A 24,962-nucleotide genomic window follows, 5' to 3' on the forward strand; every position below is an offset into this window, starting at 1 on the left:
GCCAAAAGCCAAGACCGCCAGCTCCGGGCTTTGCTGCGCAAAGCCCGGAAACTGGGGTATCAACTTGTCGCTGCCTGAGTGCCTTAAAAATCAGTGGGTTGCATTTTGTTTGATGAGAGCGGGCTTGCCCCGCGAACACCGGCGAAGCCGGTGCCATACACCGCGGTGCCTTCTTCGCGGGGCAAGCCCGCTCCTACAGACATTTCCATTCAATCGGCCGTTGGAACGAGCGCTTCCTGCGCAAGGCCTGGGTTTGCACTCACGGTAACAGCACGAAGCCTGCCTTCAGGCCAACCGCTTCCACCCCTTCAAGCACCGCCAGGCCGGGGGTCACCTCAACCTGGCGTGGCAGTTGCTCGATGTGCTCACGAAACAGCACATACGCCTTGCCTGCCTCATCGCGCTGCAGCGCCTCGACAGGCACCACCACTGCCTGCTCGCGCCGGGCCACCACTGCGGTCAACTCCGCGCGCATGCCCAGGCGCAACGGCAACTCACCGGGCTTTTCAGGCAAGCGCAGCCCCACCAGCACGTCGTACCAGGCCACAGGCCCTGTGTCGCTGCGAGCCTGCTGGCCAATCTGCTCGATCTGCCCCGCGAGCACCTGCCCGGCGATGACGACTTCAACTTCAAGCCCCTCGCGCACCTTATCCACATCTTGCTCTTGCACCTTCGCCGCCACGTTCAACTGCTCAAGATCGACAAGCACCATCATCGGCATGCCTCGGCTCATCGCCTGCCCGACCTGCACGGGCCGTGAACCCTGGGCCGCGTCGCTGGCCACGCCCTCCAGCACGCCGGTAAAGGGCGCACGGACCACCCTGCGCGCTCGCATCATCATCAACCCGCTCCAGCGCGCCTCGGCGTTGGCCAGCTCCATCTCGGCAATCCGCAGGGCATCGCCTTGGCCGCGTGCGCGGGTCAGCAGCAGTTCCTGCTCGGCATCCCGCAACGCCTGGCGCTGCGCCTGCAACATGAGTTCGAGGCTATCCACTTCCATGCGCGCGACAATACCGCGCTCGAACAGGCGCCGGGTTTCAGCCAGGCTTGCCGCGCTGGCAGCTACCGCCGCACGGGCGGCACCCAGGGCGCGAACGCTCTGCGACACCTGCGGCCCGCTTTGCCATGCACGCAACTGGCGCAACTGCTCGCGGGCCTTCAAACGCTCGGCTTCAGCTTCGCGCAGCTGAATATCCAGCTGGGCGGTGTCCAGCGTGAACAAGGGCTGGCCCGCTACCACCTGCTGCCCATCCTTCACGAGCACAGCAGCCACCACCCCGTCGAACGGTGCATGCAAGGTTTCCTCCCGCGCCGCCTGCAACCTGCCCACCAGCCCAAGGCGGCTTTCGAGCAACTGCGGTTCAACGCGCACCCAGCGCTGTGGGCTGGCGGGCGAAACCTCGGGCCAGGCTTGCCAGAACAGCGCCAGCAGCAGGCCGGCTGCGACCAACAACGATAACCACCGCCACCTAGTCATTGAGTGCCACCTGCCAGCGTTCGAGCGTTGCGCCCAGCACCTGGTCCAGCATCACTTGCGCCTCCAGGTAATCGAGGGTGGCATCGAGCAGCGCACCCTGCGCGTAACGCAGGTCGCTTTCGAAACTCAACACCTGAAAGTTGCTGGAGCGCCCGGTCGCCAGCTTTTCTCGCTCGATGGCCAGTTTGCGCTGGGACAAATCCTGGGCACGCTCGGCAATTTGCAGTTGCCGCCAGCGCACCTGGATATCCCATACAGCGCTGGTGACCTCACGCTGCAACTGCTGCCGGGATTCGGCCTGGCTCAGGCGCTGCTGCTCCATGCCGACTTGCGCTCGCAGCAAGGTTTGACGCCGGCTGAGGTCGCCAATCGGTATTTCCAGCTCCACCGCCACGTAGTGTTCCCACGCCAGCGCATGCCCGGGCCGCTCGCGCAACTGGCTAGCCCCGCCGACCAGCGACAGATCCCACCACTGCGCGTTCTGCGCTACCCGCAGTTCAAGGGCGGCCTGTTCACCTGCCACCAACTGCATCAAATACGCCGGCTGCAAGGCTTGTGCCTGCGTCAGGGCCTGGTCGGCGTCGATCTGCAGTTGCGCGACATGCAACGACTCCACCGCCTTGAGGGGCGTTGACAGGTCCAGTGCCAACAGCTGTGCCAGCGCCAGGCGGCTCTGCTGCAACTGGTTGCGGCTGCCCTCGCGCGCCAGTTCCTGGCTGGCGACTTCGGCTTCGGCCTGGACGATATCGAACGCTGCCATGCGCCCGGCTGCGATCAGCGCCCGGTTGACATCCACCAGTTGCCGGGCACGCAGCAACCCATCATCGGCAATACGCAGTTGCTCCTGGGCGCGCAGCAGGTTGCGGTACAGGTTGATGGTGCGGGTGATGACCTGCGCCACGTTGTCCTTGAGGGCGAGCCGGTTAAGCTGTTCGCTGAGTTGGGCCTGGCGCAAGGGGGCATCGGCAATACCGCGCCCAGCGCCGCGTAGCAACGGCTGGATGATCGCCAGGTTAGCGCCATCGCTGTAACGTCGCCCTGCCCCATTGGCACGGGTATGCGCGTAAGCCCAATCCAGGCTCAGGCGGGTGCCGTAGGGTGTTAGCAGGCTGGCTGACGGGCTCAGTTGCCCTTGCCGATAGCGGTCGGCGTGGTTGCGGTTGGCCAGGTAGCGGCCCTTGAGCGCCAGTTGCGGGGCGAAGGCATCACGGGCGACGCGCAGGTCGAATTTCTGTGCGATGCGCTCAAGGTACGCGCTACGGATTGCCCGGTTGTCGCGCAGCGCCAAGGCGACGGCGTCACCCAGTTCCAATGCCACGGGCTCGCCACCTGGCACCGACCGTGCGCTGACGGGCGCAACCCGTTGCACAGTCGCATGGGAGCGGTGCTGCGCGTTGTCGGCCATGGCCAAGCCCGCTACCGTTAAAGCCCAGGCCATCGCCAAGCACCTAGTCATCCCGCAGCGCCACTACCGGTTGCAGCCGCGCCGCCGCCCGCGCGGGCTGCAAGCCGAAGAACAGCCCGAGCAGCAACGAGGTTCCCATGCTCAGCGGCACAGACCCTGCCGAGAAGGAAAAACCCCAACCGGACGTGATCGCCAACAACCAGGCGGCCGCCAAGCCCAGCATCACCCCCAACAGCGCACCGGCCACCGACAGCAACAACGCTTCGAGCAGGAACAGCCAGGCGATATCGCGCCCTCGTGCGCCCAACGCCAGGCGCACGCCGATCTCCCGGCGGCGCTGGGCCACGTTCATCACCATGACGTTCATGACCCCGACCCCGCCGAGCACCAAGGCGATGGCGGCGGTGCCGGCCAGCATCCAGGCCATGACTCGCGATTGCCCGGCCATGCTTTCCAGCATCTGGCGGGGCAGTTGCACATCCACTTCATGCCGTGGAAGCTGGGCCTGGAGGTAATCGCGCAGCGCACTGGCGGCTTGGCTCAAGGTCGCAGCATCCGTGCCACGGGCGATGAAAGTCGCAACCTGCGGAGCAGGATTGAGCCGCTGCATACCGGCCAGCGGCATAAGCAGCAGGTTGTCGAAATTGACTGGCAGCATGGGGTTGTAGCCCTGCGGCGCCAGCACGCCCACCACGTCGAACACGTAGGCCCCCACCTGCAGGCGGTCGCCGCTGCTGGCCCGCAACTCATGGGCCAGCGCTGCGCCCAGCACTGCATGTGGGGCTCTGTCGTCGAACTGGGACAGTAACCGGCCATTGCCCAGTTCCAGCTTGAGCACTTCGTTCAGTTGCGCGGAGCTGCCGGTCACCATCGTTTCGACACCCAGCGCGTTGAGCTGAACGGTCACGATGCTGGACGCCAAAGGGGCCAGCGCAAGCACTCCCGGCGGCAGCGTAGCCAGGTCCAGGCGCACGGCGCCGCTGCCTTCATCGGCGCCCTCCAGGTTGACGACCATCAGCTCGCTGCCCATCCCTTGGAACATCCGCTGAGTGTGTTGCGTGGCGCTGTGGCCGATATTGATCAACGCCACCAACGCGGCGCAGCCCACGGCTATGCCAAGTAACGCGAGCCAGGCCCGGGTGCCGAGTTGGCTCACACTGCCCTGCGCTTCCCTCAGCCGTTGCGGCCAACGAGGCCCGTAGGCATCAGGCATCGAACACCTCACCTTGGCTGACCTGCAGGCGCCGATCCATGCGCAGGGCGATGGTCGGGTCATGGGTGACCATGAGCAATGTCATGCCTTGATCGCGGTTCAATGACATCAACAGCGCGATGATCCCTTGCGCGGTTTCGCCATCCAGATTTCCGGTAGGCTCGTCGGCCAACAGGATGCGCGGCTCGGTAACCAGCGCCCGGGCGATGGCCACACGCTGGCGCTGGCCACCGGACAACTCGGCAGGCAGGTGAAAGGCCCGGTGAGCCAGGCCCACCTGTTCCAGGCAGGCGCTCGCGGCCTGCCGCGCTGCCTCCTTGGGCATGCCTCGGTAGCTCAACGGCAGCGCGACATTGTCCAGGGCAGTAAGGCGCGGCAGCAGGTTGAAACTCTGGAACACGAAGCCGAGTAGGCAATTGCGGGTGATGGCTCGCTGGTCACCAGTGGCATGGGCCATGTCTTTGCCGTCTAGTGCAAGATTGCCAGTACTGGGCCGGTCGAGCAGGCCGATCAGGTTCAGCAACGTGCTTTTACCAGAGCCCGATGCCCCGACCAGGGCACAGGCCTGGCCAGGGGCTACGTTGAACGAGACGTCGCGCAGAATGGCCTGGCCGTTCAACACACGACCGATACCGGCCAGGGAAACGATAGGCGTCATGACTTTTCGGTTCCTGGCTCCGCTTCGTCTGTTGCCTGAGCGGGATCAGGTTGGGTCAGATCCTCCTTACCCCATTCATTGGCGAGCATGTCCACTAGTGACGTGTTGAATTCTGGCCATTCAACTTCATGCATGGACAGTTGCATCATGATGTTGGCTTCGTAATTTCCATACTCGGCCACTTCTATAGGCGGCAATGAATTGTAATAGGTGAGAATCTCACGCAGCCCATTATCACTACGGCCAGTTTGCTGGTGCTCGGCATTCATTCTTCGAATCATGTCTTGCGCCCATGCATTATGCAGATCCGTCTTCACCGATCGTGCAGCCCGCCTTTCATTGACTGTGAAGGCACCGCTTTCGTCGTGAACGATTAAGCTAAGTTGCTCACGACTAAAACCTTCAAAGGGGTTAGGGCCTTTGCCTTTGGAAAAATCATTAGCCTGGCGGGCACGCTCCAGCCACTCCTGGTCTTCAGTATCAGGCAGTTGGGAGTCATAAAAATCCTTAGCCCAATAGTAAGATGAACCGCCAAGCCTATCGAGAATCTTGGACGCCAAATCGGCCAATTCCTTGCGCGAAAGCTTGCTATCGCGCTCAGCTGCGCGCTCTGCAGCGGCACTTAGCTTTTTTGCCAGGCCCGAAAGCTGCTCATCTTCACTCGCGTGCTCACCCCCTGTTTCCAACGCTACCGAACTGCTTAGTTTTTCTTCTGATCGCTTGACAGTTGCCAGTGCGGCCGACGCGCTGCCAGCCGTGAACAGACCATTGATAGGACTCATCAAATACTCCTTTTATAGGTTCAACTACAGATCACTTACCTCAGCCACACTTCTGTACTTGCAAGCCAGAAATGCAGCCATCGGTTAATGTGCTCTTACTTCATGGTGAACTCTGTTTTCCAGGAGTAGTCAGCCGCAGTCCCAGTGATAGTCGCCGTGCAGGACGCTCCGCCACTTGGCGTTGCTTTTTTGGTCCACTCCGGCTGCTTCATGCCATTGGACAATGTTCGCAACTGGAATGTCGTACTAAATACACAGGTCTTGCCGCCCATCGTGTATCGAATCATTGCCGCGTTCACGTCTGGGCTCACCACCCTTTGAACGCGCATGAAGGTTGATGCACCTTTTTCGATCTTTTGGTCGGGTTGAGGATTGGCTATTTGGTAAGTACTGGTCTCATTGGAAGTCATCAGCTTCATAACCGCTTGCTGGCTCCCAAGGTTCTTGATGGTCACCTCCACGAGGGGCCCCGCCTCCACCATCCCCACCAGCAGCAACGAAGCACCGCCCAATACGACCTGCATTGTCTTTTTCATCAGCTGACTCTCATCTCTTCCATGTGTTTATGGATGAGACGCCCTCACTGGCCATCGGCCCGAGGCTGCCCAAGACGCTCCTTCGTTCATGGACAGCCTCCACAGGGCGTCCTCAGGGGGTTAACGGCCGCCTGGGCTAAAACCTTAGCTTTAGTAAGGTCTTGGTGTGTTTCCGGATGTGTGGAGCAGGCGGTTGCGGGTGACGGCTCGCGTGTCTGTATCGGCATTGGAGATATCGCAACCGTCCAGTAGCAGCTTGCCCTGGCAGGGTTGATCGAGCAGGCCAATGATGTTCAACAAGGTACTTCTGCCTGAGCCAGACGCGCCGACAATGGCGCAAGATCCGCCTTGAGTCACGGCTAAGGACGAACCCTGCAGGACGGGATGACCGATTAGCTGTCGACTGACGCTTTGCAGCTCAATGATCGGGGTCACAGGGATTTGTCCTGCACCGACCCTCTGTCGAACGTAACGTCTTCGTGGGCCTTGGAGGGTTGCTCCCGTTTACCCCAATCATTTGCCATGATATCGACCAATGATGTTTTGAACTCAGGCCACTCAACTTCTTGGCGATTCAACAGCATCATGAAGTCAACTTCCCAGTTACCTGGAATTTGAGCTTCCTCTATAGCAGGTAGTGCTCTGTAGTAATCAATTATTTCATGAATACCTTGGTCTGTGCGGCCGCTCTGCTGGCGTTCAATATCCATTTTCTGAACAATATACACACTCCAAGCTGCGCGTTGCCCGCTCAATTCAAAACTGGCTGCTCTTCGTTCATTAACGGTGAAATCACCACCTTCGTCATAGGCAATCAAACTTAACTGATCGGTTGAAAGCCCTGCGAAGGGGTTCGCCCCCTTGCCGTTCGCAAAGGCCGTTGCTTGCCTAGCCCGCTCAAGAAGCTCAGCATCATCTGTATCTGGTAAGAAAGCATCGTAGGATGTTTTGCTAAACGCATAACTACCCCCTGAAAGCTTGTCATTAATCTTTGAAGCTAACGCTGCCAACTCTGAGCGGGACAGCTTCGCATCTCGCACTGCGGCCCTCTCAACCGCCGCCGCAAGCTGGCGCGCGAGGTTCGAAATCTGCTGCTCCGACGAGTTTTCCTCACGCACTACTGTCAACCCTGACTCATCCGAACCAACTACGGGCTGCTGCCGTTCCACAGGGGAACCGCGAGTAACAACAGCAGAATTATTCAAAACTTTCTGAATATCCATTCCTCAAATCTCCTGATGCACTGAGCTATCTAATAGCAGCCACACATCAGGCTCAGCGCGATGTGCGGCCACTGGGACAGCTCTTAATTCATGGTAAATTCAACAGCCCATGAATAGTCAGCATTCGTTCGAGTTATAGTCGCCGTACAATTAGCCCCTCCGCTCGGCGTGGCGGTTTTGGTCCACTGGGGTTGCTTGATTCCTCCGGGCAACATTTTCATCTGAAATGTGGTTCCGAACGCACACGTTTTGCGACCTTGGACATAACGAACCATGGCCGCATTGACATCCGGGCTCACTGATCGCTGCACGTCGAAACTGATGGTTTCTTTGGGTTTGACCGTCGCTTTAGGTTTTGGGCTTGCAACTTGGTAGGTACTGCTTTCATTGGTCGTCACCATCTTGAGCACAGCGTCTTCGCTACCCAGATGTTTAAACGTCACAGCGACGTTCGGCCCCGCCTCCACCATCCCCACCAGCAGCAACGAAGCACCACCCATCACGACCTGCATTGTCCTTTTCATCAGCTGTCTCTCATCTCTTCCATGTGTTTTATGGATGAGACGCCCTCACTGGCCATCGGCCCCGAGGCTGCCCAAGACGCTCCTTCGTTCATGGACAGCCCCGCAGAGCGTCCTCAGGGGGGGTTAACGGCCGCTGCGTCTAAAACCTTAACTTTCGTAAGGTCTTGGTGTGTTTCCGGATGTGTGGAGGCCAACGCCCCGTTTCAGGGCAAGGGTTCAAATTGCCATCAAGCCATATTTACGACGCCAAAAAAACGACATGCACAGGGTTATCGCCAAACGCCATAAGACCGTTCGTACCTTTTTTGACGGATTTTGAAAAATATTTTCACGTGATGGCATAACAACACCGCCTCTCAGTTTCGTCCTTTATAACCGGGGGTAAAACTCCGACGTGCTATCAAATTGAAAGTATTTGCCACTGAAAAATTATTTAGAAATCTTTCATCGAAGCGGAACCCACCCAGGAACTTCTCCCGCTTGCCATCGCTCATAGTGCCGTAACGAATTTCACGCTGTTACTGTGTGAGAGATGACTTACAGATGACAAAGCGGCAGGTATCGATACCCGCCTTCAGCATTCAACAGTCGCAACGGAACTGCCCGAGGCCCTGTATATCAAGGAGTAACGCGCCCTTCAAAAATCGTCCTAGTGGTTGATTTCAAAGGATTTTTCCACTTGAAAGAACAAGCACAGCATTGCGCCATGTAGCGCAGTGCAATAAAGACGGCTGCAATACGGGGCACGCCTTTTAATTATTGGCCGATGGCTGCCATTTATTAGTGCACAACTTTGTGCGCGACGGTTTCATTCATGCCTGCGCTCGGCGAAGTGTGCATTCGCCATGGACCCGTGCGCCCAAAAACTGTTGTTAATCAACCCAGCTCGGCACTTCCCGGAGGTGCCGGCGTGATAACACACGAGGTGATAGCGATGCGTATCAGCATCTTTGGTTTGGGTTATGTGGGTGCGGTCTGTGCAGGCTGCCTGACGGCACGTGGCCATGACGTGATTGGTGTGGACGTGTCCAAGACCAAGATCGACCTGATCAACCAGGGCAAGTCGCCCATCGTCGAACCTGGCCTGGAAGCACTGCTGCAGCAAGGCATCGCCAATGGCCGCCTGCGCGGCACCACCGACTTCGCCGAAGCCATCCGCGCAAGCGAAGTGTCGATGATCTGCGTCGGCACCCCGAGCAAGAAGAACGGCGACCTGGGCCTTGAGTACATCGAGTCGGTGTGCCGCGAAATCGGCTATGTACTGCGCGATACCAACCGCCGCCACACCATCGTGGTGCGCAGCACCGTGCTGCCTGGCACCGTCAAGAACGTGGTGATCCCGATCATCGAAGACTGCTCGGGCAAAAAAGCCGGTGTCGACTTCGGTGTCGCGGTGAACCCTGAGTTCCTGCGTGAAAGCACTGCGATCAAGGACTACGACCACCCGCCCATGACCGTCATCGGCGAACTGGACCAGGCCAGCGGCGATGTGCTGCAGGCGCTGTACGAAGAACTCGACGCGCCGATCATCCGCAAGCCGATCGAAGTGGCCGAGATGATCAAGTACACCTGCAACGTCTGGCACGCCACCAAGGTCACCTTCGCCAACGAGATCGGCAACATCGCCAAGGCCGTGGGTGTCGATGGCCGCGACGTGATGGACGTGGTGTGCCAGGACAAGGCCCTGAACCTGTCGCAGTACTACATGCGCCCAGGCTTTGCCTTCGGCGGTTCGTGCCTGCCCAAGGACGTGCGCGCCCTCACCTACCGCGCCGCCAGCCTCGACGTGCGTGCCCCGCTGCTCGATTCGCTGATGCGCAGCAATGAATCCCAGGTGCAGAACGCCTTCGACCTGATCGAAAGCCACGACAAGCGCAAGGTCGCCCTGCTTGGCCTGAGCTTCAAGGCCGGCACCGACGACCTGCGCGAAAGCCCACTGGTGGAACTGGCCGAACGCCTGATCGGCAAGGGCTACCAACTGGACATCTACGACGAGAACGTCGAGTACGCCCGCGTACACGGGGCGAACAAGGAATACATCGAGTCGAAGATCCCCCACGTCTCGTCGCTGCTCAACGGCGACTTCCAGAAAGTCATCGACAACGCCGACATCATCGTCCTGGGCAACCGTGACGAGCAGTTCCGCGCCCTTGCCCAGCAAGCGCCGGTCGGCAAGCAAGTGATCGACCTGGTCGGCTTCATGAGCAAGTCGACCTGCGCCACCAGCCGTACCGAAGGCATCTGCTGGTAAGCCCTCGGCCGGGCGACGCAGGCCTCCCCACCTGCGTCGCCCAACCTTTCCCGAATTCTCGACGGATGCTGAACATGCAAAGGCTCCAGACCGTGCTGTTGCAGTGCGCCGGGTGGCTGCTCTACATGAGCCTGCTCATGCTGATCGCCCTGGCCCTGCCAGCCGATATCTTCGATTCGCAGTCGAAGCACTTCATCTTCCTGGTCGGCGCAGTCGGCATCTGGCGCTACTCCATGGGCGCCACCCATTTCATCCGCGGCATGATCTTCCTCTACGGCGTGTACCCCTACCTGCGGCGCAAGGTGCAGAAGATGGGCAAGGCCGCCGCCCCGTCGCACGTGTACCTGATGGTCACCAGCTTTCGCATCGAGGCGCTGACCACCGCCCAGGTGTACAGCTCGGTGATCCGCGAAGCGATCGACTGCGGCTACCCCACCACCGTGGTCTGCTCGTTGGTGGAGATGTCCGATGAGCTGCTGGTCAAGAGCCTGTGGGCCAAGTACAACCCGCCCGAGCGCGTCACCCTGGACATCGTGCGCATCGCCGGCACCGGCAAGCGCGATGGCCTGGCCTACGGCTTTCGCGCCATCTCGCGGATGTTGCCGGACGAGAATGCCGTGGTGGCAGTGATCGACGGCGACACCGTGCTCGCCGAAGGCGTGGTGAACAAGACCGTGCCCTGGTTCAAGCTCTACCCCAACGTCGGTGGCCTGACCACCAACGAATTCTGCGAAGTGCGCGGCGGCTACATCATGAGCGAATGGCACAAGCTGCGCTTCGCCCAGCGCCACATCAACATGTGCTCGATGGCCCTTTCCAAGCGCGTGCTGACCATGACCGGGCGCATGTCGATGTTCCGCGCAAGCGTGGTCACCAACCCCGAGTTCATTGCCGACGTCGAAAGCGACTCGCTGATGCACTGGCGCCTGGGCCGCTTCAAGTTCCTCACCGGTGACGACAAGTCGAGCTGGTTCAGCCTGATGCGCCTGGGCTACGACACCTTCTACGTGCCGGACGCCGCCATCAACACGGTCGAGCACCCGCCGGAGAAGAGCTTCCTCAAGGCCAGCCGCAAGCTGATGTACCGCTGGTACGGCAACAACCTGCGGCAGAACTCCCGCGCCCTGGGCCTTGGCCTGCGCCGCCTGGGCCTGTTCACCAGCATCGTGTTGTTCGACCAGCGCGTGTCGATGTGGACCAGCCTGTTGGGCCTGACCATGGCGGTGATCGCCAGCCTCAAGTTCGGCATGGCGTTCCTGCTGGTGTACCTGCTGTGGATCGGCATTACCCGGTTGATCCTCACCATCATGCTGCTGTGCTCCGGCCACAACGTAGGCCCGGCCTACCCGCTGATTCTCTATTACAACCAGATCGTCGGCGCGCTGATGAAGATCTACGTGTTCTTCCGCCTCGACAAGCAGTCCTGGACCCGCCAGCCCACTGCCCTCAAGCGTGACCTCGCCAGTTTTCAACAATGGTTCAACACCTGGTCCTCGCGGACCATGACCTTCTCGGCTGCCAGCATCTTCGTCGCTGTGCTGTTCATGGTCGTGTGAGCCCAACCCGGATCGGAACTAACAGGAACAACACCAGATGAATACCGCCGTGAACGTCAACGTCGTGCATGAGTCCGAAGCCCAGCGCCAACACGCCCGGGTACGCATCCCGGCCAAGCTGCGTTTTCTCGACAGCGAGCGCCAGGCCCACGATGTGAAGGTCGACGACCTCTCCGCCGGTGGCCTGAGCTTCCACACCAAACAGCCCCTGAACGTCGGTGACGTGCTGCGCGGTCGCCTGCAGTTCACGGTCGACAACCTCGGCCTGTCGATGGACATCGAGTTCCAGGTGCGCGCCTACCAGAGCGGCAGCGGCCGCACCGGCGCGCAGTTCCAGAACCTGGAGCCGCGTGACATCGCCACCCTGCGCCACATCATCACCACCCACCTGTCCGGTGAGCTGATCAGCGTGGGCGATGTGCTCAGCACCCTGCAGCGCGACAACTTCACCAAGGCGCGCAAGCAGAAGGACGGTGGCAGCGGCCTGTCGGCGTTTGGCCGGCTCAAGGCCGTGACCGTGACCCTCGGGGTGTTCGTGGTCGGTGTGGCAGCCTTCGGCTTCGTCGCCAAGTCGTTGTACGGCATGTACTTCGTCAGCCATGCCGAAGCCGGTGTGGTGGCGGTGCCGACCAGCAACGTCACCATGCCCCGCGACGGCACCGTCAGCAGCCTGGTGCAAACCGGTGGCCAAGTGGCCAAGGGCGCGCCGCTGGCGACTTTCACCACCAGCATGCTGGACATGCTCAAGGGCAGCCTGGACGACTCGCAGCTGGAGCCGGCGAAAATCGAGGAGCTGTTCGGCAAGCAGCTGTCCGGCACCCTCACCAGCCCCTGCGATTGCGTGGTCGCCCGCCAGCTGGTGGACGACGGCCAGTACGCTGCCAAGGGCCAACCGATCTTCCAGCTGGTGCCGCGCACCACCAACCCAACGGTCGAGGCGCGCTTCAGCTACCGCCAGTTCGACGAGGTCAAGCCAGGCACCCGGGTCAACTTCCAGGTCGCCGGCGAAGACGACGTACGCACCGGCAAGATCGTCAGCAGCGCCAGCCTCAACAGCGAAGACCTGGCCTCCGACATCCGCGTGCAGATCAAGCCTGACGATGGCCTGCCGGCAGAACTGGCCGGGCGCCCGGCGGCGGTCAACAGCGACCGTGGCCCGTCGCTGAACTGGCTGATCGACAAAGCCGTGGCCCGTGGCCTGTAAGAGGATCGGACAATGATCTCTGACATCAACGCGACCCCTGTGGGAGCGGGCTTGCCCGCGAAGAGGCCAGCAGGATCAACGTCGTCGGCAGTGCCCATTCGCGGGCAAGCCCGCTCCCACAGGTGCCGATCGAACCTTGGAATCTGTGCCCTGGCTGCCGCCATCACCCTGGCCGGCTGCTCAGGCCTGCCCGACCAGCGCCTGGCCAACGAAGCGCTCAAGCGCGGCGACACCGCCCAGGCCGAACGCAACTACCAGGCGCTGGCCGACCTGGGCTACAGCGACGCGCAAGTGGGCCTGGCCGATATCAAGGTATCGACCGGCGACCCTAGCCAGTTCAAGCAGGCCGAAGCCACCTACCGCGCCGCCGCCGCCACCTCGCCTCGGGCCCAGGTACGCCTTGGCCGCCTGCTGGTGGCCAAGCCCGACAGCACCCAGGCCGAACGCGAAGAAGCCGAAACCCTGCTCAAGCTGGCCGCCCAACAAGGCGAACAGAAAACCCTGATTCCCCTGGCGATGCTGTACCTGCTGTATCCGCAAAGTTTCCCCAAGGTCAACGCCCAGCAACAGATCGAGCAGTGGCAAGCCGCCGGCTACCCGGAAGCCGGCCTGGCGCAGATCCTGCTCTATCGCACCCAGGGCACCTACGACCAGCACCTGGACGACGTGGAAAAGCTGTGCAAGCAAGCCCTGAACAGCATGGACGTGTGCTACGCCGAGCTTGCCACCGTGTACCAGAAACGCGGCCAGGCCGACCAGCAGGCAGCGCTGCTGCAGCAGCTGCAGTCAGCCTATGCCCGCGGCGCGGTGCCCGCCACCCGAGTGGACAACGTGGCGCGGGTGCTGGCCGACCGCAGCCTCGGCCAAACCGACGAGAAAACCGCCAAGGCCCTGCTCGAACAGGTTGCCCCGGCCAACCCGGCATCCTGGGTCAGCCTGGCGCAGGTGCTGTACGACTTCCCCGAGCTTGGCGATACCGACCAGCTGATGGCCTACATCGACAAGGGCCGCGAAGCCGAACAACCGCGCGCCGAGTTGCTGCTGGGCCGCCTGTACTACGAAGGCAAGACCGTGCCGGCCGATGCCGTGAAGGCCGAGCAGCACCTGCAGGCCGCCGCCGACGCCGGTGAAATCAGCGCCCACTACTACCTCGGCCAGCTGTACCGCCGCGGATACCTGGGCGAGGTGCAGCCGCAAAAAGCCGTCGACCACCTGCTCAGCGCCGCCCGAGGCGGCCAGAACAGCGCCGACTACGCCCTCGCCCAGCTGTTCAGCGAAGGCCACGGCATCCGCCCGCAACCCAGCAACGCCTGGGTATTCGCCCAGCTGTCGCAGGCCAGCCCGACAGCGCAATCGGCCGAGCTGCTGCAGCAACTCGATCAACAACTCACACCCGAGCAGCGTACCCAGGCCCAAGGCCTGCTCGCGCAGGAACAGCAGGCCCGCGGCAGCATGGCCCAAGGGCGTCGCACCCTAGCACTCGATGCCCTGCAAGACGAAGACCCCGAAGTAGAAGCCGAGGACTCGCTATGACGCTCAACCCCTTCGTGAAAGCCGGCATCGGCCTGAGCTTCGCCCTGCTGTGGTCCTGCCCGACCCTGGCCGACATCACCGCCCAGAAGAACTTCGGCCTGGAAGTAAAAATCACCGGCCAGTCCGAGGACGACCGCGACCTGGGCACCCGCCCAGGCGGCGACGTCAACGGCCTGGGCCTGGACCTGCGCCCCTGGGTGTACGGCGAACGCGGCAACTGGAGCGCCTACGCCATGGGCCAGGCGGTGGCGGCCACCGACACCATCGAAACCGACACCCTGCGCCAGAACGACGACGGCACCACCACCGACACCGGCAGCGACAGCCGCCAGCCCGACAAAAGCTACCTGGCCATGCGCGAATTCTGGGTTGGCTACAGCGGCCTCACCGCCTACCCCGGCGAACAGCTGCGCCTGGGCCGCCAGCGCCTGCGCAGTGACGACGGCATGTGGCGCGACACCAACATCGAAGCGCTGAACTGGACCTTCGACACCACCCTGCTCAAGGCCGACCTGGGCGTGGCCCAGCGCTTCAGCGAATACCGCACCGACCTCACCCAGCTGGCCCCGCAAGACAAGGACCGCACGCACCTCTACGGCAACGTTGCCGCGCAATGGACGCCCGGCCACTGGGTCGGCCTGCGCGCCCACCACACCCATGACAGCGGCAGCCTGAAGAACCCCGGCGAAACCGTCGACGCGCTGGACAAGACCCGCACCGGCGACCTCACCTGGCTGGGCCTTGAAGCCAACAGCGACGCCTACAACTGGCGCAACGACCACACCGTCAACTACTGGGGCAGTGTCACCTGGCTGACCGGTGACCGCGACAAGCTCAGCACCGAGCAAGTGGGTGACGACCAGGTTGCCACCGGCAAGCAGAGCGGCAACGTCAACGCCTGGGCCACCGACCTCGGTATTCGCCTGCGCCTGGACCCACAGTGGCAGGTGGGCGCGGCCTACGCCCGTGGCAGCGGCGGCGGTGGCGACGATGGCTCGAACAACTTCGAGCAAACCGGCCTTGAGAGCAACCGCTCCAACTACACCGGCACCCGCTCGCGCGTGCACCGTTTCGGCGAGGCCTTCCGTGGCGAGCTGGGCAACCTGCAGGCCGCCACCCTGTTCGCCTCCTGGCAGCTGCGCGAGGACTACGACGCAAGCTTCATCTACCACAAGTTCTGGCGTGTCGACGGCAGCCAGAACATCGGCTCCAGCGGCATCAACGCGGTGGTCGACGACAACGGCGTAAACCGCCAGTTGGTCGATGGCGAGAAAGACCTCGGCCAGGAAATGGACGTGGTCGTCACCAAGTACTTCAAGCAAGGCCTGCTGCCGGCCTCGATGAGCCAGGCGATCGACGAGCCGTCGGCGCTGGTGCGCCTGCGTGCCGGCGTATTCAAGCCTGGCGACGCCTATGGCAAGGAAGCGGATTCGTACATGCACCGCGCCTTCGTCGACGTGATCTGGCGCTTCTGAGGCCGGGAGAAACCTGATGAACCTTCACCCGCACATCCGTCACAGCCTGTTGGCCAGCGCCCTGCTGCTGGCCAGTGGGCTGGCCGCAGCCGCAGAGCCCCAGGTGCACGCCAAGGAACTGCAGCAGGCCAAGACCTACACCGTGGCCAGCGCGCCCATCGAGCCCTTGCAGATGGACCCGCCGAAGCTGCCCGACCTGAGCGGCTACACCGCCGCTGCCGTGCAGCGGAAGATCGACCGCAGCCACACAGGCAAGGTCAGCCTGCGCCGCATGTTCCAGGAAGACACCCTCAAGGAATTCGTCGGCGGCGACAACAAGGCCGCCGAGTGGGTGCAGCGCCAGCATGGCATTCCCCAGGCGATCTTCATCGACGACGGCCACGTCGACCTGGCCGAACTGAGCAAGAAGGTGCCCCGGCAGTACCTCAGCGAAGTGGAACCTGGGGTGTACCTGGCGCGCCTGCCGATCGTGGTCGGCAACAAGGGCATTCTCGAAATCGACGGCAAGGTCAAGCAGCTGCGCCTGTCCCAGGAAGGTGGCGCGTTCCTGGTCAACGACGGCAAGCTGTTCATCACCGACACCCAGGTGACCGGCTGGCGCGAGAAGGACAACGGCCCGGCGACCTTCCGCACGCCGAAGGAGTTTCGCCCGTTCCTGCTGTCGTGGGGCGGCACCGAGACGTACATCGTCAACACCACGATGGCCAGCTTCGGCTATGCCAAGTCCAAGTCCTATGGCGTGAGCATTTCCCAGTACACGCCGAACATGTCCAAGCAGAAAGGCCGCGCCGAACCCACCGGCTGGATCCTCGGCTCGACCTTCAGCGACATGTGGTACGGCTTCTACTGCTATGAAACCGCCGACTTCGTGGTCAAGGACAGCACCTACCACGACAACATCGTCTACGGCATCGACCCCCACGACCGCTCGCACCGGCTGATCATCGCCGGCAACACGGTGTACGGCACCAAGAAAAAGCACGGCATCATCGTCTCGCGTGAGGTCAACGACAGCTGGATCATCCACAACAAGAGCTACGACAACAAGCTCTCGGGCGTGGTGATCGACCGCAACAGCGTCAACAACCTGGTGGCCTACAACGAGATCTACCGCAACCACACCGACGGCATCACCCTGTACGAAAGCGGCGACAACCTGATCTGGGGCAACAAGCTGATCAACAACCGCCGCCACGGCATTCGCGTGCGCAACAGCGTGAACATTCGCCTGTACGACAACATCGCCATGGCCAACGGCCTGGTGGGCGTGTACGGGCACATCAAGGACCTGTCCGACACCGACCGCGACATCGCCCTGGACCCGTTCGACGCCAAGGTGTCGCTGATCGTGGTCGGTGGCGAGCTGGCGGCCAACGGCTCCGGCCCCCTGTCGATCGACTCGCCGCTGTCGGTGGAGTTGTACAAGGTGTCGATGCTCGCCCCGCGCAAGGCCAGCGGCATCAGCCTCAACGGTGTGCTCGGCGAGCGCCAGGACGAAATCCTCGACCTGCTGGTGCGCCAGCAGAAGGCCGTGCTGATCGACCCGGTCGAACGCCAGACCGAAATGCTCGATTAAGGAAGCCCAGACCATGACTCCACACCTGATGAAACTGCTGGGCCTGTCTGCCGCCCTCCTGGCCATCAGCCAGGGCGTGCGCGCAGCCGACGTGAAGGCGCCAACCTTCACCGCCGAGCCTTGCTGCCAGCTGTGCCCCGAAGCGCACGATGCCAGCCGCTACACCACCCGCTACCAGCAGAACTTCACCACCCTGGTACAAGCCCAGGGCGACTGGCTGTTCCGTACCCGCGAAGACCTGCGCACCGAATTCAACACCACCCCCGCCGGCTACAAGCGCCTGCAGCAGGTGCACGATGCGTTCAAGAAACGCGGCGTGGAACTGGTGGTGGTCTACCAGCCCACCCGTGGCCTGGTGAACCGCAACATGCTCAAGCCCGAAGAGAAAGCCGCCTTCGACTACCAGAAGGCCCTGGGCAACTACCAGGCCATGCTCAAGCGCTTCGCCAGCATGGGCTACAACGTGCCCGACCTGTCGCCGCTGACCAACGAACAGCTGGCCGCCGCCGACCAGGGCAAGGACTTCTACTTCCGTGGCGACCAGCACTGGACGCCGTATGGCGCCGAGCGCGCAGCGAAGATCGTGGCCAACACCGTGCAGCAGATGCCGGCCTTCGAAGGCATCCCGCGCAAGGCATTCGAAACCCACAAGTCCGGGCGCATGGGCAAGACCGGCACCCTGCACAACGTGGCCGGGCAACTGTGCGGCACCAGCTACGCGGTGCAGTACATGGACCAGTTCGCCACCGAGCCGAAAGGCGCCAGCGGCGGCGGCGACGACCTGTTCGGCGACAGCGGCAATGCGCAGATCACCCTGGTCGGCACCAGCCACAGTGGCAAGAACTACAACTTCTCCGGCTTCCTGGAGCAGTACATCGGCGCCGACGTGCTCAACGTGGCCTTCCCCGGCGGCGGCCTGGAAGGCTCGATGATCCAGTACCTGGGCAGCGAGGAATTCCAGAACCACCCACCGAAGATCCTCATCTGGGAATTCTCGCCACTGTACCGCCTGGACCAGGAAACCATCTGGCGGCAGATCCTCGCCCTGCTCGACGACGGCTGCGACGCACGCCCGGCGCTGATGAGCGCCAGCACCACGCTCAAGCCCGGCAAGAACGAGTTGATGGTCAACGGCAAGGGTGGCGTGATCAAGAACCTGGTCAACCGCAACCTGCAGATGGACGTGAAGTTCGAAGACCCGTCGGTGAAAGTGCTGCAGGCCACCCTGTGGTACCTCAATGGCCGCCACGAAGACATCAAGCTGGAAAAACCGGAAACCTCCGACACCGACGGCCGCTTCGTCTTCCAGATGCGTGAGGACGAGGACTGGGCCAGCCAGAGCCTGCTGGCCTTCGAGGTACAGGGCCCGGAAAGCGGCACCCAGAAGGTCGAGGCCAAGCTCTGCAAACGCAACAACTTCGCCGTGCCCGCGCAAACTGCGCAGGCCGGCCAGTGAGGCGCCCCATGACTGCAATCAAGCGAATCTTCAGCCCTGCCCTGCTCACCCTGGCGCTGTTCGGCGGCGCCGCGCACGCGGCGCTGGTGCCGCCGCAGGGCTACTACGAGGGCATCGAGAAAATGAAGACCGGCGACGGCAACTTCCGTTGCGCGCCGGCGCCCAAGCCCTTCACCGGTGCGCTGCAGTTCCGCAGCAAGTACGAAGGCTCCGACAAGGCCCGGGCGACCCTCAACGCCGCTTCGGAAAAAGCCTTCCGCACCTCCACCGAAGACATCACCGGCCTTGAGAAAGGCGTCAGCAAGATGGTCGGCCAGTACATGCGCGACGGCCGCCCGGCGCAGCTCGACTGTGCCCTGACCTGGCTGGGCACCTGGGCCCGCGCCGATGCGCTGCTGTCCACCGACTTCAACCACACCGGCAAGTCCATGCGCAAATGGGCGCTGGGCAGCATGAGCGGTTCGTGGCTGCGCCTGAAGTTCTCCAACTCCCAGCCACTGGCCGCGCACCAGGCCGAGGCCGAGTTGATCGAGAAGTGGTTCGCCCGCCTGGCCGAACAGACCGTGCGCGACTGGAGCGGCCTGCCCCTGGCGAAGATCAACAACCACAGTTACTGGGCGGCCTGGTCGGTCATGGCCACCGCCGTGGCCACCGACCGCCGCGACCTGTTCGACTGGGCGGTGAAGGAATACAAGGTGGGCGTGAACCAGGTCGACGAGCAGGGCTTCCTGCCCAACGAGATCAAGCGCCGCCAACGTGCCCTGGCCTACCACAACTACGCCCTGCCGCCGCTGGCGATGATCGCCAGTTTCGCCCAGGCCAACGGCGTGGACCTGCGCGCGGAAAACAACTTCGCCCTGCAGCGCCTGGGTGAAGGCGTGCTGGCCGGCGCCCGCGACCCCAGCCACTTCAAGGAACGCGCCGGTGAGCAGCAGGACCTGACCGACCTCAAGGTCGACAGCAAGTACGCCTGGCTCGAACCCTGGTGCGCGCTGTACCACTGCGTGGGCGACACCCTGCAGCGCAAGCAGCACATGCAGCCGTTCAACAGCTTCAGGCTCGGCGGCGATGTAACACGGGTCTATGACCCGAAAAAGTAACGCAAACCCCTTGTAGGAGCTGGCTTGCCTGCGATGCAAGGCGAAGCCTTGCCATGGCCGGGGGCCGTTTCACGGCCCATCGCAGGCAAGCCTGCTCCTACAAGGGGATCTAGGTAGCCCTCCACAATTGCGTGGGGGGTTTGGGGGGCGCTGTGCCCCGGATGCTGTGAACAAAAAGGAGAACCGGGATGGTCTTCTCGTCCAACGTGTTCCTGTTCCTGTTCTTGCCGGTTTTCCTCGGCCTTTACTACTTGAGCGGGCAACGCTATCGCAACCTGCTGCTGCTGGTCGCCAGCTACATCTTCTACGCCTGGTGGCGGGTCGACTTCCTCGCCCTGTTCGCCGGCGTCACCCTGTGGAACTACTGGATCGGCCTGAAAGTCGGCGCCGCCGGCGTACGCAGCAAACCGGCGCAACGCTGGCTGCTGCTGGGCGTGGGCGTGGACCTGGCGATCCTCGGCTACTTCAAGTACGCCAACTTCGGCGTCGACAGCCTCAACGCGATCATCACCTCGTTTGGCCTGGAGCCATTCATCCTCACCCACGTGCTGCTGCCGATCGGTATCTCGTTCTACATCTTCGAGTCGATCAGCTACATCATCGACGTGTACCGCGGCGACACCCCGGCCACCCGCAACCTGATCGACTTCGCCGCATTCGTGGCGATCTTCCCGCACCTGATCGCCGGCCCCGTGCTGCGCTTCAAGGACCTGGTCGACCAATTCAACAACCGCACCCACACCCTGGACAAGTTCTCCGAAGGCTGCACCCGCTTCATGCAGGGCTTCATCAAGAAAGTGTTCATCGCCGACACCCTGGCGGTGGTCGCCGACCATTGCTTCGCCCTGCAAAACCCCACCACCGGTGACGCCTGGCTCGGTGCCCTGGCCTACACCGCGCAGCTGTACTTCGACTTCAGCGGCTACAGCGACATGGCCATCGGCCTGGGGCTGATGATGGGCTTTCGCTTCATGGAAAACTTCAAGCAGCCGTACATCAGCCAGTCGATCACCGAGTTCTGGCGGCGCTGGCACATCAGCCTGTCGACCTGGCTGCGCGACTACCTGTACATCACCCTGGGCGGCAACCGCAAAGGCACCTTCAACACCTACCGCAACCTGTTCCTGACCATGCTGCTCGGTGGCCTGTGGCACGGCGCCAACTTCACCTACATCCTCTGGGGCGCCTGGCACGGCATGTGGCTGGCGATCGAGCGGGCGCTGGGCATCGACACCAACCCGCAGCGCTTCAACCCGGTGAAGTGGGCCTTCACCTTCCTGCTGGTAGTGGTCGGCTGGGTGATCTTCCGCGCCGAGAACCTGCACGTCGCCGCCCGCATGTATGGCGCCATGTTCAGCTTCGGCGACTGGCAGCTGTCGGAACTCAACCGCGCCCAGCTCACCGGCCTGCAGGTAGCGACCCTGGTCATTGCCTACATCACCCTGGCGTTCTTCGGCCTGCGCGACTTCTACCGCAACGCCCGGCCAGCCGCCACGGCTACACCGCTGCAGCTCAACGCCGACGGCTCGCTTGGCCTGGACTGGACCCGGGTGATGTCCCGCGCCCTGATCCTGCTGCTGTTCGCAGCCTCGATCCTCAAGCTTTCGGCGCAAAGCTACTCGCCGTTCCTGTACTTCCAGTTCTGAGGTGGATGCGATGACCCGGACATTACGTGTCACCTATTCCCTGTCGTTCCTCGGCCTGCTGGTGGGCATGGGCGCCTGGTCCACCGCTGGATTCGAAAGCTTCCAGCGCACCGAGCACATGACCCTGCTCAACGGCAAACTGGCCAAGGCCGCCGAAACCCACTACGACGACCAGTTCCCGATCAAGCGCCTGGGCACCAACCTCTGGGCCGCGCTCGACTTCAAGCTGTTCAACGAAGGCCGCCCAGGCGTGGTGCTGGGGCGCGACCAATGGCTGTTCAGCGACGAAGAATTCAAGCCCAGCGCCGGTGCCGAGCAACAGATGCAGGACAACCTGGCGCTGATTCGCGGCGTGCGCGACACCCTGCAAAAGCACGGCAGCCAGCTGGTGCTGGCGATCATCCCGGCCAAGGCGCGGGTGTATTCCGAGTACATCGGCAAGGAGCAACCTGCCAGCCTGCATGACGACCTGTACAACCAGTTTCATGCCCAGGCGCGCCAAGCGAACGTGTTCGCCCCCGACTTGATGGCCGCCATGGAACAGGCCAAGGCCCGCGGCCAGGTGTTCCTGCGCACCGACACCCACTGGACACCGATGGGCGCCGAAGTGGCGGCCCAGGCACTGGCCGAAGCGGTCAGCCGCCAGAGCCTGCTCAACGGTGACCCGCAGACCTTCATCACCGAAGCCGGCAGCACCGCCCCGTACAAGGGCGACCTGACCAACTTCCTGCCCCTGGACCCGCTGTTCAGCAACCTGCTGCCAACCCCGGACAACCTCCAGCAACGCACCACGCGCCCAGCCTCGGCCGATGCCGAAAACGGCGACGCCCTGTTCACCGACACGCAGATTCCAGTGGCCCTGGTGGGCACCAGCTACAGCGCCAACCCGCACTGGAACTTCCTCGGCGCGCTGCAGCAGGCGCTGCGCAGCGACGTTGCCAACTACGCCGAGGACGGCCATGGCCCGCTGCTGCCAATGCTCAAGTACCTGCAAAGCGATGCCTTCAAGAACGCCCCGCCACAAGTGGTGGTGTGGGAATTCCCCGAACGTTACCTGCCCATGGGCAACGACCTCAGCAGCTTCGACCCGCAGTGGATCGCGCAGCTGAAGCACTCCCGTCAATCCGAAGAAAACCTGGCCTTGTCGTCCACCCGGGCGAACCACTGATAGAAAGAGAGGAAACGCACATGACTACCAAGACTTCCATTGCCAAAGCCCTCACCCTTGCGGCCGGCCTTTCCCTTGCCTCGATGCAGGCCTTCGCCGGCGCCGACGCCGCGCTGTATGGCCCGAGCGCGCCAAAAGGCTCGACCTTCGTGCGCCTGTACAACGCCGCCAGCAGCCCGGCTGCGGCCAGCGTCGGCAACACCCAGATCAAGCAGGTGGGCGCCCAGGCCAGCAGCGACTTCAGCTTCCTGCCAGGGGGTGACTACACCGCCCAGGTTGGCGGCAAGAGCGTGCCGGTGAAGCTGGCCGCCGACAAGTACTACACCCTGGTCAACAGCAGCAGCGCCACCCCCCAGCTGATTGAAGAGCCGCCGTTCAAGAACAAGCAAAAAGCCCTGGTGCGGGTGCAGAACCTCAGCGACCAGGCCGTGACCCTGAAGACCGCCGACGGCAAGACCGAAGTGGTGCCGTCGGTGGCCACCCAGGGCCGTGGCGAGCGTGAAATCAACCCGGTCAAGGTCAACCTGGCCCTGTTCGAAGGCAACAAGAAAATCAGCGACCTGAAACCGGTCGCCCTGGAGCGTGGCGAAGCCGCCGTGCTGTACGTAACGGGTTCCGGCAGCAACGTGTCGCCGGTGTGGGTAACTCGCCCCGTGGCTAGCAACTGATCCCCCTGCCTCATAACGACTATTGGAGAAACATGATGATCCCGGTAATTCTCTCTGGTGGTAGCGGTTCGCGTCTGTGGCCTTTGTCGCGCAAACAGTTCCCCAAGCAGTTCCTGGCCCTGACCGGTGAACACACGCTGTTCCAGCAAACCTTGTCGCGCCTGGTGTTCGAAGGCATGGACAGCCCGATCGTGGTCTGCAACAAGGACCACAAGTTCATCGTCCAGGAACAGCTCGCTGCGCTGAACCTGCAAACCCAGGGCATCCTGATGGAGCCATTCGGCCGCAACACCGCACCGGCCGTGGCCATGACGGCCATGAAGCTGGTCAACGAAGGCCGTGACGAGCTGATGCTGGTACTGCCCGCCGACCATGTAATCGACGACCAGAAGGCCCTGCAGCGTGCCCTGGCCCTGGCCACCGTGGCCGCCGAGCGGGGCGAGATGGTGCTGTTCGGCGTGCCGGCCAGCAAACCGGAAACCGGCTATGGCTACATTCGCTCCAGCCAGGACGCCCTGCTGCCTGAAGGTATCGCCCGGGTGGCCCAGTTCGTCGAGAAGCCCGACGAGCAGCGCGCCGCCGAGTTCGTCGCCGCCGGGGGGTACTTCTGGAACAGCGGCATGTTCCTGTTCCGGGCCAGCCGCTTCCTGGAAGAACTCAAGCGCCACGATTCCGACATCTACGACACCTGCCTGCTGGCCCTGGAGCGCAGCGAGGAAGACGGCGATGTGCTGAGCATCGACGAAGCCACCTTCGAATGCTGCCCGGACAACTCCATCGACTACGCGGTGATGGAAAAGACCCAGCGCGCCTGCGTGGTGCCGATGTCGGCTGGCTGGAGCGATGTGGGCTGCTGGTCGTCGCTGTGGGAAGTGCACGACAAGGACGCCGATGGCAACGTCACCAAGGGCGACGTGGTGGTGCAGGACAGCCGCAACTGCATGATCCACGGCAACGGCAAGCTGGTGTCGGTGATCGGCCTTGAGAACATCGTGGTGGTCGAAACCAAGGACGCGATGATGATTGCCCACAAGGACAAGGTCCAGGGCGTCAAGCAGATGGTCAAGACCCTGGACGAACAGGGCCGCAGCGAAACCCAGAACCACCTGGAAGTGTATCGCCCGTGGGGCTCGTACGACTCGGTGGACATGGGCGGGCGCTTCCAGGTCAAGCACATTACCGTGAAACCGGGCGCCAGCCTGTCGTTGCAGATGCACCACCACCGTGCCGAGCACTGGATCGTGGTGTCCGGCACTGCCGAGGTCACCTGCGACGAGAATGTGTTCCTGCTCACCGAGAACCAGTCGACCTACATTCCGATCGCCTCGATCCACCGCTTGCGCAACCCGGGCAAGATTCCGCTGGAGATCATCGAGGTGCAGTCTGGCAGCTACCTGGGCGAGGATGATATCGAGCGCTTCGAGGATGTGTATGGGCGTACGTCCACACCTGTTGAGCGCGGCGTTTCGGTGAAGACCATCGCCCAATAAGTGAGGCCCATTCGCGGGGCA

21 protein-coding genes are annotated in these 24,962 nt (G+C 62.5%); 12 read left to right on the plus strand and 9 right to left on the minus strand.

Annotated elements, in window-relative coordinates:
* Nucleotides 1-259 precede the first annotated feature (259 nt).
* The 9 genes from F3J45_RS18080 to F3J45_RS18120 form a co-directional block, all read right to left on the minus strand.
* Entirely contained in the window at nt 260-1,453 is a 1,194-nt protein-coding gene (locus F3J45_RS18080) for an efflux RND transporter periplasmic adaptor subunit (protein ID WP_167065632.1), read from the minus strand.
* 16 nt (nt 1,454-1,469) lie between these two features.
* Nucleotides 1,470-2,915 carry a TolC family protein gene (locus F3J45_RS18085; protein ID WP_167065635.1) on the minus strand — a complete coding sequence of 482 codons (1,446 nt, stop codon included), beginning with the start codon at nt 2,913-2,915 and terminating at the stop codon, nt 1,470-1,472.
* Nucleotides 2,916-2,925: 10 nt separating this feature from the next.
* Nucleotides 2,926-4,095 (minus strand): ABC transporter permease, encoded by a 1,170-nt coding sequence (locus F3J45_RS18090; protein WP_167065638.1) that lies wholly within the window; start codon nt 4,093-4,095, stop codon nt 2,926-2,928.
* A complete protein-coding gene (locus F3J45_RS18095) occupies nt 4,088-4,753 on the minus strand; it encodes an ABC transporter ATP-binding protein (RefSeq protein ID WP_167065641.1) in 666 nt (221 codons plus the stop codon). Before F3J45_RS18095 ends, F3J45_RS18090 begins: the two co-directional genes overlap by 8 nt.
* A complete protein-coding gene (locus F3J45_RS18100) occupies nt 4,750-5,535 on the minus strand; it encodes a hypothetical protein (protein WP_167065644.1) in 786 nt (261 codons plus the stop codon). Before F3J45_RS18100 ends, F3J45_RS18095 begins: the two co-directional genes overlap by 4 nt.
* A gap of 95 nt (nt 5,536-5,630) precedes the next feature.
* Nucleotides 5,631-6,071, minus strand: a complete 441-nt coding sequence (locus F3J45_RS18105; RefSeq protein WP_167065647.1) for a hypothetical protein — start codon at nt 6,069-6,071, stop codon at nt 5,631-5,633.
* A 150-nt stretch (nt 6,072-6,221) separates the two neighbouring features.
* Nucleotides 6,222-6,506, minus strand: a complete 285-nt coding sequence (locus F3J45_RS18110) for an ATP-binding cassette domain-containing protein (RefSeq protein ID WP_370526407.1) — start codon at nt 6,504-6,506, stop codon at nt 6,222-6,224.
* Nucleotides 6,503-7,294 (minus strand): hypothetical protein, encoded by a 792-nt coding sequence (locus F3J45_RS18115; RefSeq protein ID WP_167065649.1) that lies wholly within the window; start codon nt 7,292-7,294, stop codon nt 6,503-6,505. The genes F3J45_RS18110 and F3J45_RS18115 overlap by 4 nt, the downstream gene beginning before the upstream one ends.
* 83 nt (nt 7,295-7,377) lie before the next feature.
* Nucleotides 7,378-7,806, minus strand: coding sequence for a hypothetical protein (locus tag F3J45_RS18120; RefSeq protein WP_240164648.1), 429 nt, complete (start codon nt 7,804-7,806; stop codon nt 7,378-7,380).
* A gap of 946 nt (nt 7,807-8,752) precedes the next feature.
* Here F3J45_RS18120 and F3J45_RS18125 point away from each other — a divergent pair.
* The 12 genes from F3J45_RS18125 to F3J45_RS18180 all read left to right on the plus strand — a co-directional run bounded on the left by F3J45_RS18125 (nt 8,753) and on the right by F3J45_RS18180 (nt 24,941).
* The gene (locus tag F3J45_RS18125; RefSeq protein WP_167065654.1) at nt 8,753-10,069 is read left to right on the plus strand and encodes a nucleotide sugar dehydrogenase; all 1,317 of its coding nucleotides are present in this window, start codon (nt 8,753-8,755) and stop codon (nt 10,067-10,069) included.
* A gap of 74 nt (nt 10,070-10,143) precedes the next feature.
* Nucleotides 10,144-11,625 (plus strand): mannuronan synthase, encoded by a 1,482-nt coding sequence (gene alg8 / locus F3J45_RS18130; protein WP_205300577.1) that lies wholly within the window; start codon nt 10,144-10,146, stop codon nt 11,623-11,625.
* A gap of 37 nt (nt 11,626-11,662) precedes the next feature.
* Complete coding sequence (locus F3J45_RS18135) at nt 11,663-12,829, plus strand: PilZ domain-containing protein (protein WP_167065660.1); 1,167 nt, start codon at nt 11,663-11,665, stop codon at nt 12,827-12,829.
* A 90-nt stretch (nt 12,830-12,919) separates the two neighbouring features.
* Nucleotides 12,920-14,362, plus strand: coding sequence for an alginate biosynthesis TPR repeat lipoprotein AlgK (gene algK, locus F3J45_RS18140; protein ID WP_205300578.1), 1,443 nt, complete (start codon nt 12,920-12,922; stop codon nt 14,360-14,362).
* Entirely contained in the window at nt 14,359-15,837 is a 1,479-nt protein-coding gene (locus tag F3J45_RS18145) for an alginate export family protein (protein WP_167065666.1), read from the plus strand. The genes algK and F3J45_RS18145 overlap by 4 nt, the downstream gene beginning before the upstream one ends.
* A 16-nt stretch (nt 15,838-15,853) precedes the next feature.
* Nucleotides 15,854-17,413: a mannuronan 5-epimerase AlgG gene (gene algG, locus F3J45_RS18150; RefSeq protein WP_167065669.1), complete on the plus strand. Its 1,560-nt coding sequence runs from the start codon at nt 15,854-15,856 to the stop codon at nt 17,411-17,413.
* Nucleotides 17,414-17,426: 13 nt separating this feature from the next.
* A complete protein-coding gene (locus tag F3J45_RS18155; protein ID WP_167065673.1) occupies nt 17,427-18,869 on the plus strand; it encodes an alginate O-acetyltransferase in 1,443 nt (480 codons plus the stop codon).
* An 8-nt stretch (nt 18,870-18,877) separates the two neighbouring features.
* Nucleotides 18,878-19,969 (plus strand): mannuronate-specific alginate lyase, encoded by a 1,092-nt coding sequence (locus F3J45_RS18160; RefSeq protein WP_167065676.1) that lies wholly within the window; start codon nt 18,878-18,880, stop codon nt 19,967-19,969.
* 188 nt (nt 19,970-20,157) lie between these two features.
* Nucleotides 20,158-21,615: an MBOAT family protein gene (locus tag F3J45_RS18165; protein WP_167065679.1), complete on the plus strand. Its 1,458-nt coding sequence runs from the start codon at nt 20,158-20,160 to the stop codon at nt 21,613-21,615.
* Nucleotides 21,616-21,625: 10 nt separating this feature from the next.
* Nucleotides 21,626-22,783 carry an alginate O-acetyltransferase gene (locus F3J45_RS18170; RefSeq protein WP_167065683.1) on the plus strand — a complete coding sequence of 386 codons (1,158 nt, stop codon included), beginning with the start codon at nt 21,626-21,628 and terminating at the stop codon, nt 22,781-22,783.
* 20 nt (nt 22,784-22,803) lie between these two features.
* Nucleotides 22,804-23,451: an alginate O-acetyltransferase AlgF gene (locus F3J45_RS18175; protein WP_167065686.1), complete on the plus strand. Its 648-nt coding sequence runs from the start codon at nt 22,804-22,806 to the stop codon at nt 23,449-23,451.
* Between the two features lie 32 nt (nt 23,452-23,483).
* Entirely contained in the window at nt 23,484-24,941 is a 1,458-nt protein-coding gene (locus F3J45_RS18180) for a mannose-1-phosphate guanylyltransferase/mannose-6-phosphate isomerase (protein WP_205300579.1), read from the plus strand.
* Nucleotides 24,942-24,962 lie beyond the last annotated feature (21 nt).

This window comes from Pantoea sp. Ap-967, from assembly GCF_011752565.1.
In the GTDB taxonomy this organism is placed as follows: domain Bacteria; phylum Pseudomonadota; class Gammaproteobacteria; order Pseudomonadales; family Pseudomonadaceae; genus Aquipseudomonas.

Excerpts from the sequence above, each read along its gene's own strand:
- F3J45_RS18160 (WP_167065676.1), top strand. The coding sequence starts at position 18,878 with ATGACTGCAATCAAGCGAATCTTCAGCCCTGCCCTGCTCACCCTGGCG.
- F3J45_RS18180 (WP_205300579.1), top strand. The coding sequence starts at position 23,484 with ATGATGATCCCGGTAATTCTCTCTGGTGGTAGCGGTTCGCGTCTGTGG.
- F3J45_RS18085 (WP_167065635.1), bottom strand. The coding sequence starts at position 2,915 with ATGGCCTGGGCTTTAACGGTAGCGGGCTTGGCCATGGCCGACAACGCG.
- alg8 (WP_205300577.1), top strand. The coding sequence starts at position 10,144 with ATGCAAAGGCTCCAGACCGTGCTGTTGCAGTGCGCCGGGTGGCTGCTC.
- F3J45_RS18155 (WP_167065673.1), top strand. The coding sequence starts at position 17,427 with ATGACTCCACACCTGATGAAACTGCTGGGCCTGTCTGCCGCCCTCCTG.
- F3J45_RS18165 (WP_167065679.1), top strand. The coding sequence starts at position 20,158 with ATGGTCTTCTCGTCCAACGTGTTCCTGTTCCTGTTCTTGCCGGTTTTC.
- F3J45_RS18095 (WP_167065641.1), bottom strand. The coding sequence starts at position 4,753 with ATGACGCCTATCGTTTCCCTGGCCGGTATCGGTCGTGTGTTGAACGGC.
- F3J45_RS18145 (WP_167065666.1), top strand. The coding sequence starts at position 14,359 with ATGACGCTCAACCCCTTCGTGAAAGCCGGCATCGGCCTGAGCTTCGCC.
- F3J45_RS18175 (WP_167065686.1), top strand. The coding sequence starts at position 22,804 with ATGACTACCAAGACTTCCATTGCCAAAGCCCTCACCCTTGCGGCCGGC.
- F3J45_RS18135 (WP_167065660.1), top strand. The coding sequence starts at position 11,663 with ATGAATACCGCCGTGAACGTCAACGTCGTGCATGAGTCCGAAGCCCAG.
- F3J45_RS18090 (WP_167065638.1), bottom strand. The coding sequence starts at position 4,095 with ATGCCTGATGCCTACGGGCCTCGTTGGCCGCAACGGCTGAGGGAAGCG.
- algG (WP_167065669.1), top strand. The coding sequence starts at position 15,854 with ATGAACCTTCACCCGCACATCCGTCACAGCCTGTTGGCCAGCGCCCTG.
- F3J45_RS18105 (WP_167065647.1), bottom strand. The coding sequence starts at position 6,071 with ATGAAAAAGACAATGCAGGTCGTATTGGGCGGTGCTTCGTTGCTGCTG.
- F3J45_RS18100 (WP_167065644.1), bottom strand. The coding sequence starts at position 5,535 with ATGAGTCCTATCAATGGTCTGTTCACGGCTGGCAGCGCGTCGGCCGCA.
- F3J45_RS18170 (WP_167065683.1), top strand. The coding sequence starts at position 21,626 with ATGACCCGGACATTACGTGTCACCTATTCCCTGTCGTTCCTCGGCCTG.
- F3J45_RS18125 (WP_167065654.1), top strand. The coding sequence starts at position 8,753 with ATGCGTATCAGCATCTTTGGTTTGGGTTATGTGGGTGCGGTCTGTGCA.
- F3J45_RS18115 (WP_167065649.1), bottom strand. The coding sequence starts at position 7,294 with ATGGATATTCAGAAAGTTTTGAATAATTCTGCTGTTGTTACTCGCGGT.
- F3J45_RS18120 (WP_240164648.1), bottom strand. The coding sequence starts at position 7,806 with ATGCAGGTCGTGATGGGTGGTGCTTCGTTGCTGCTGGTGGGGATGGTG.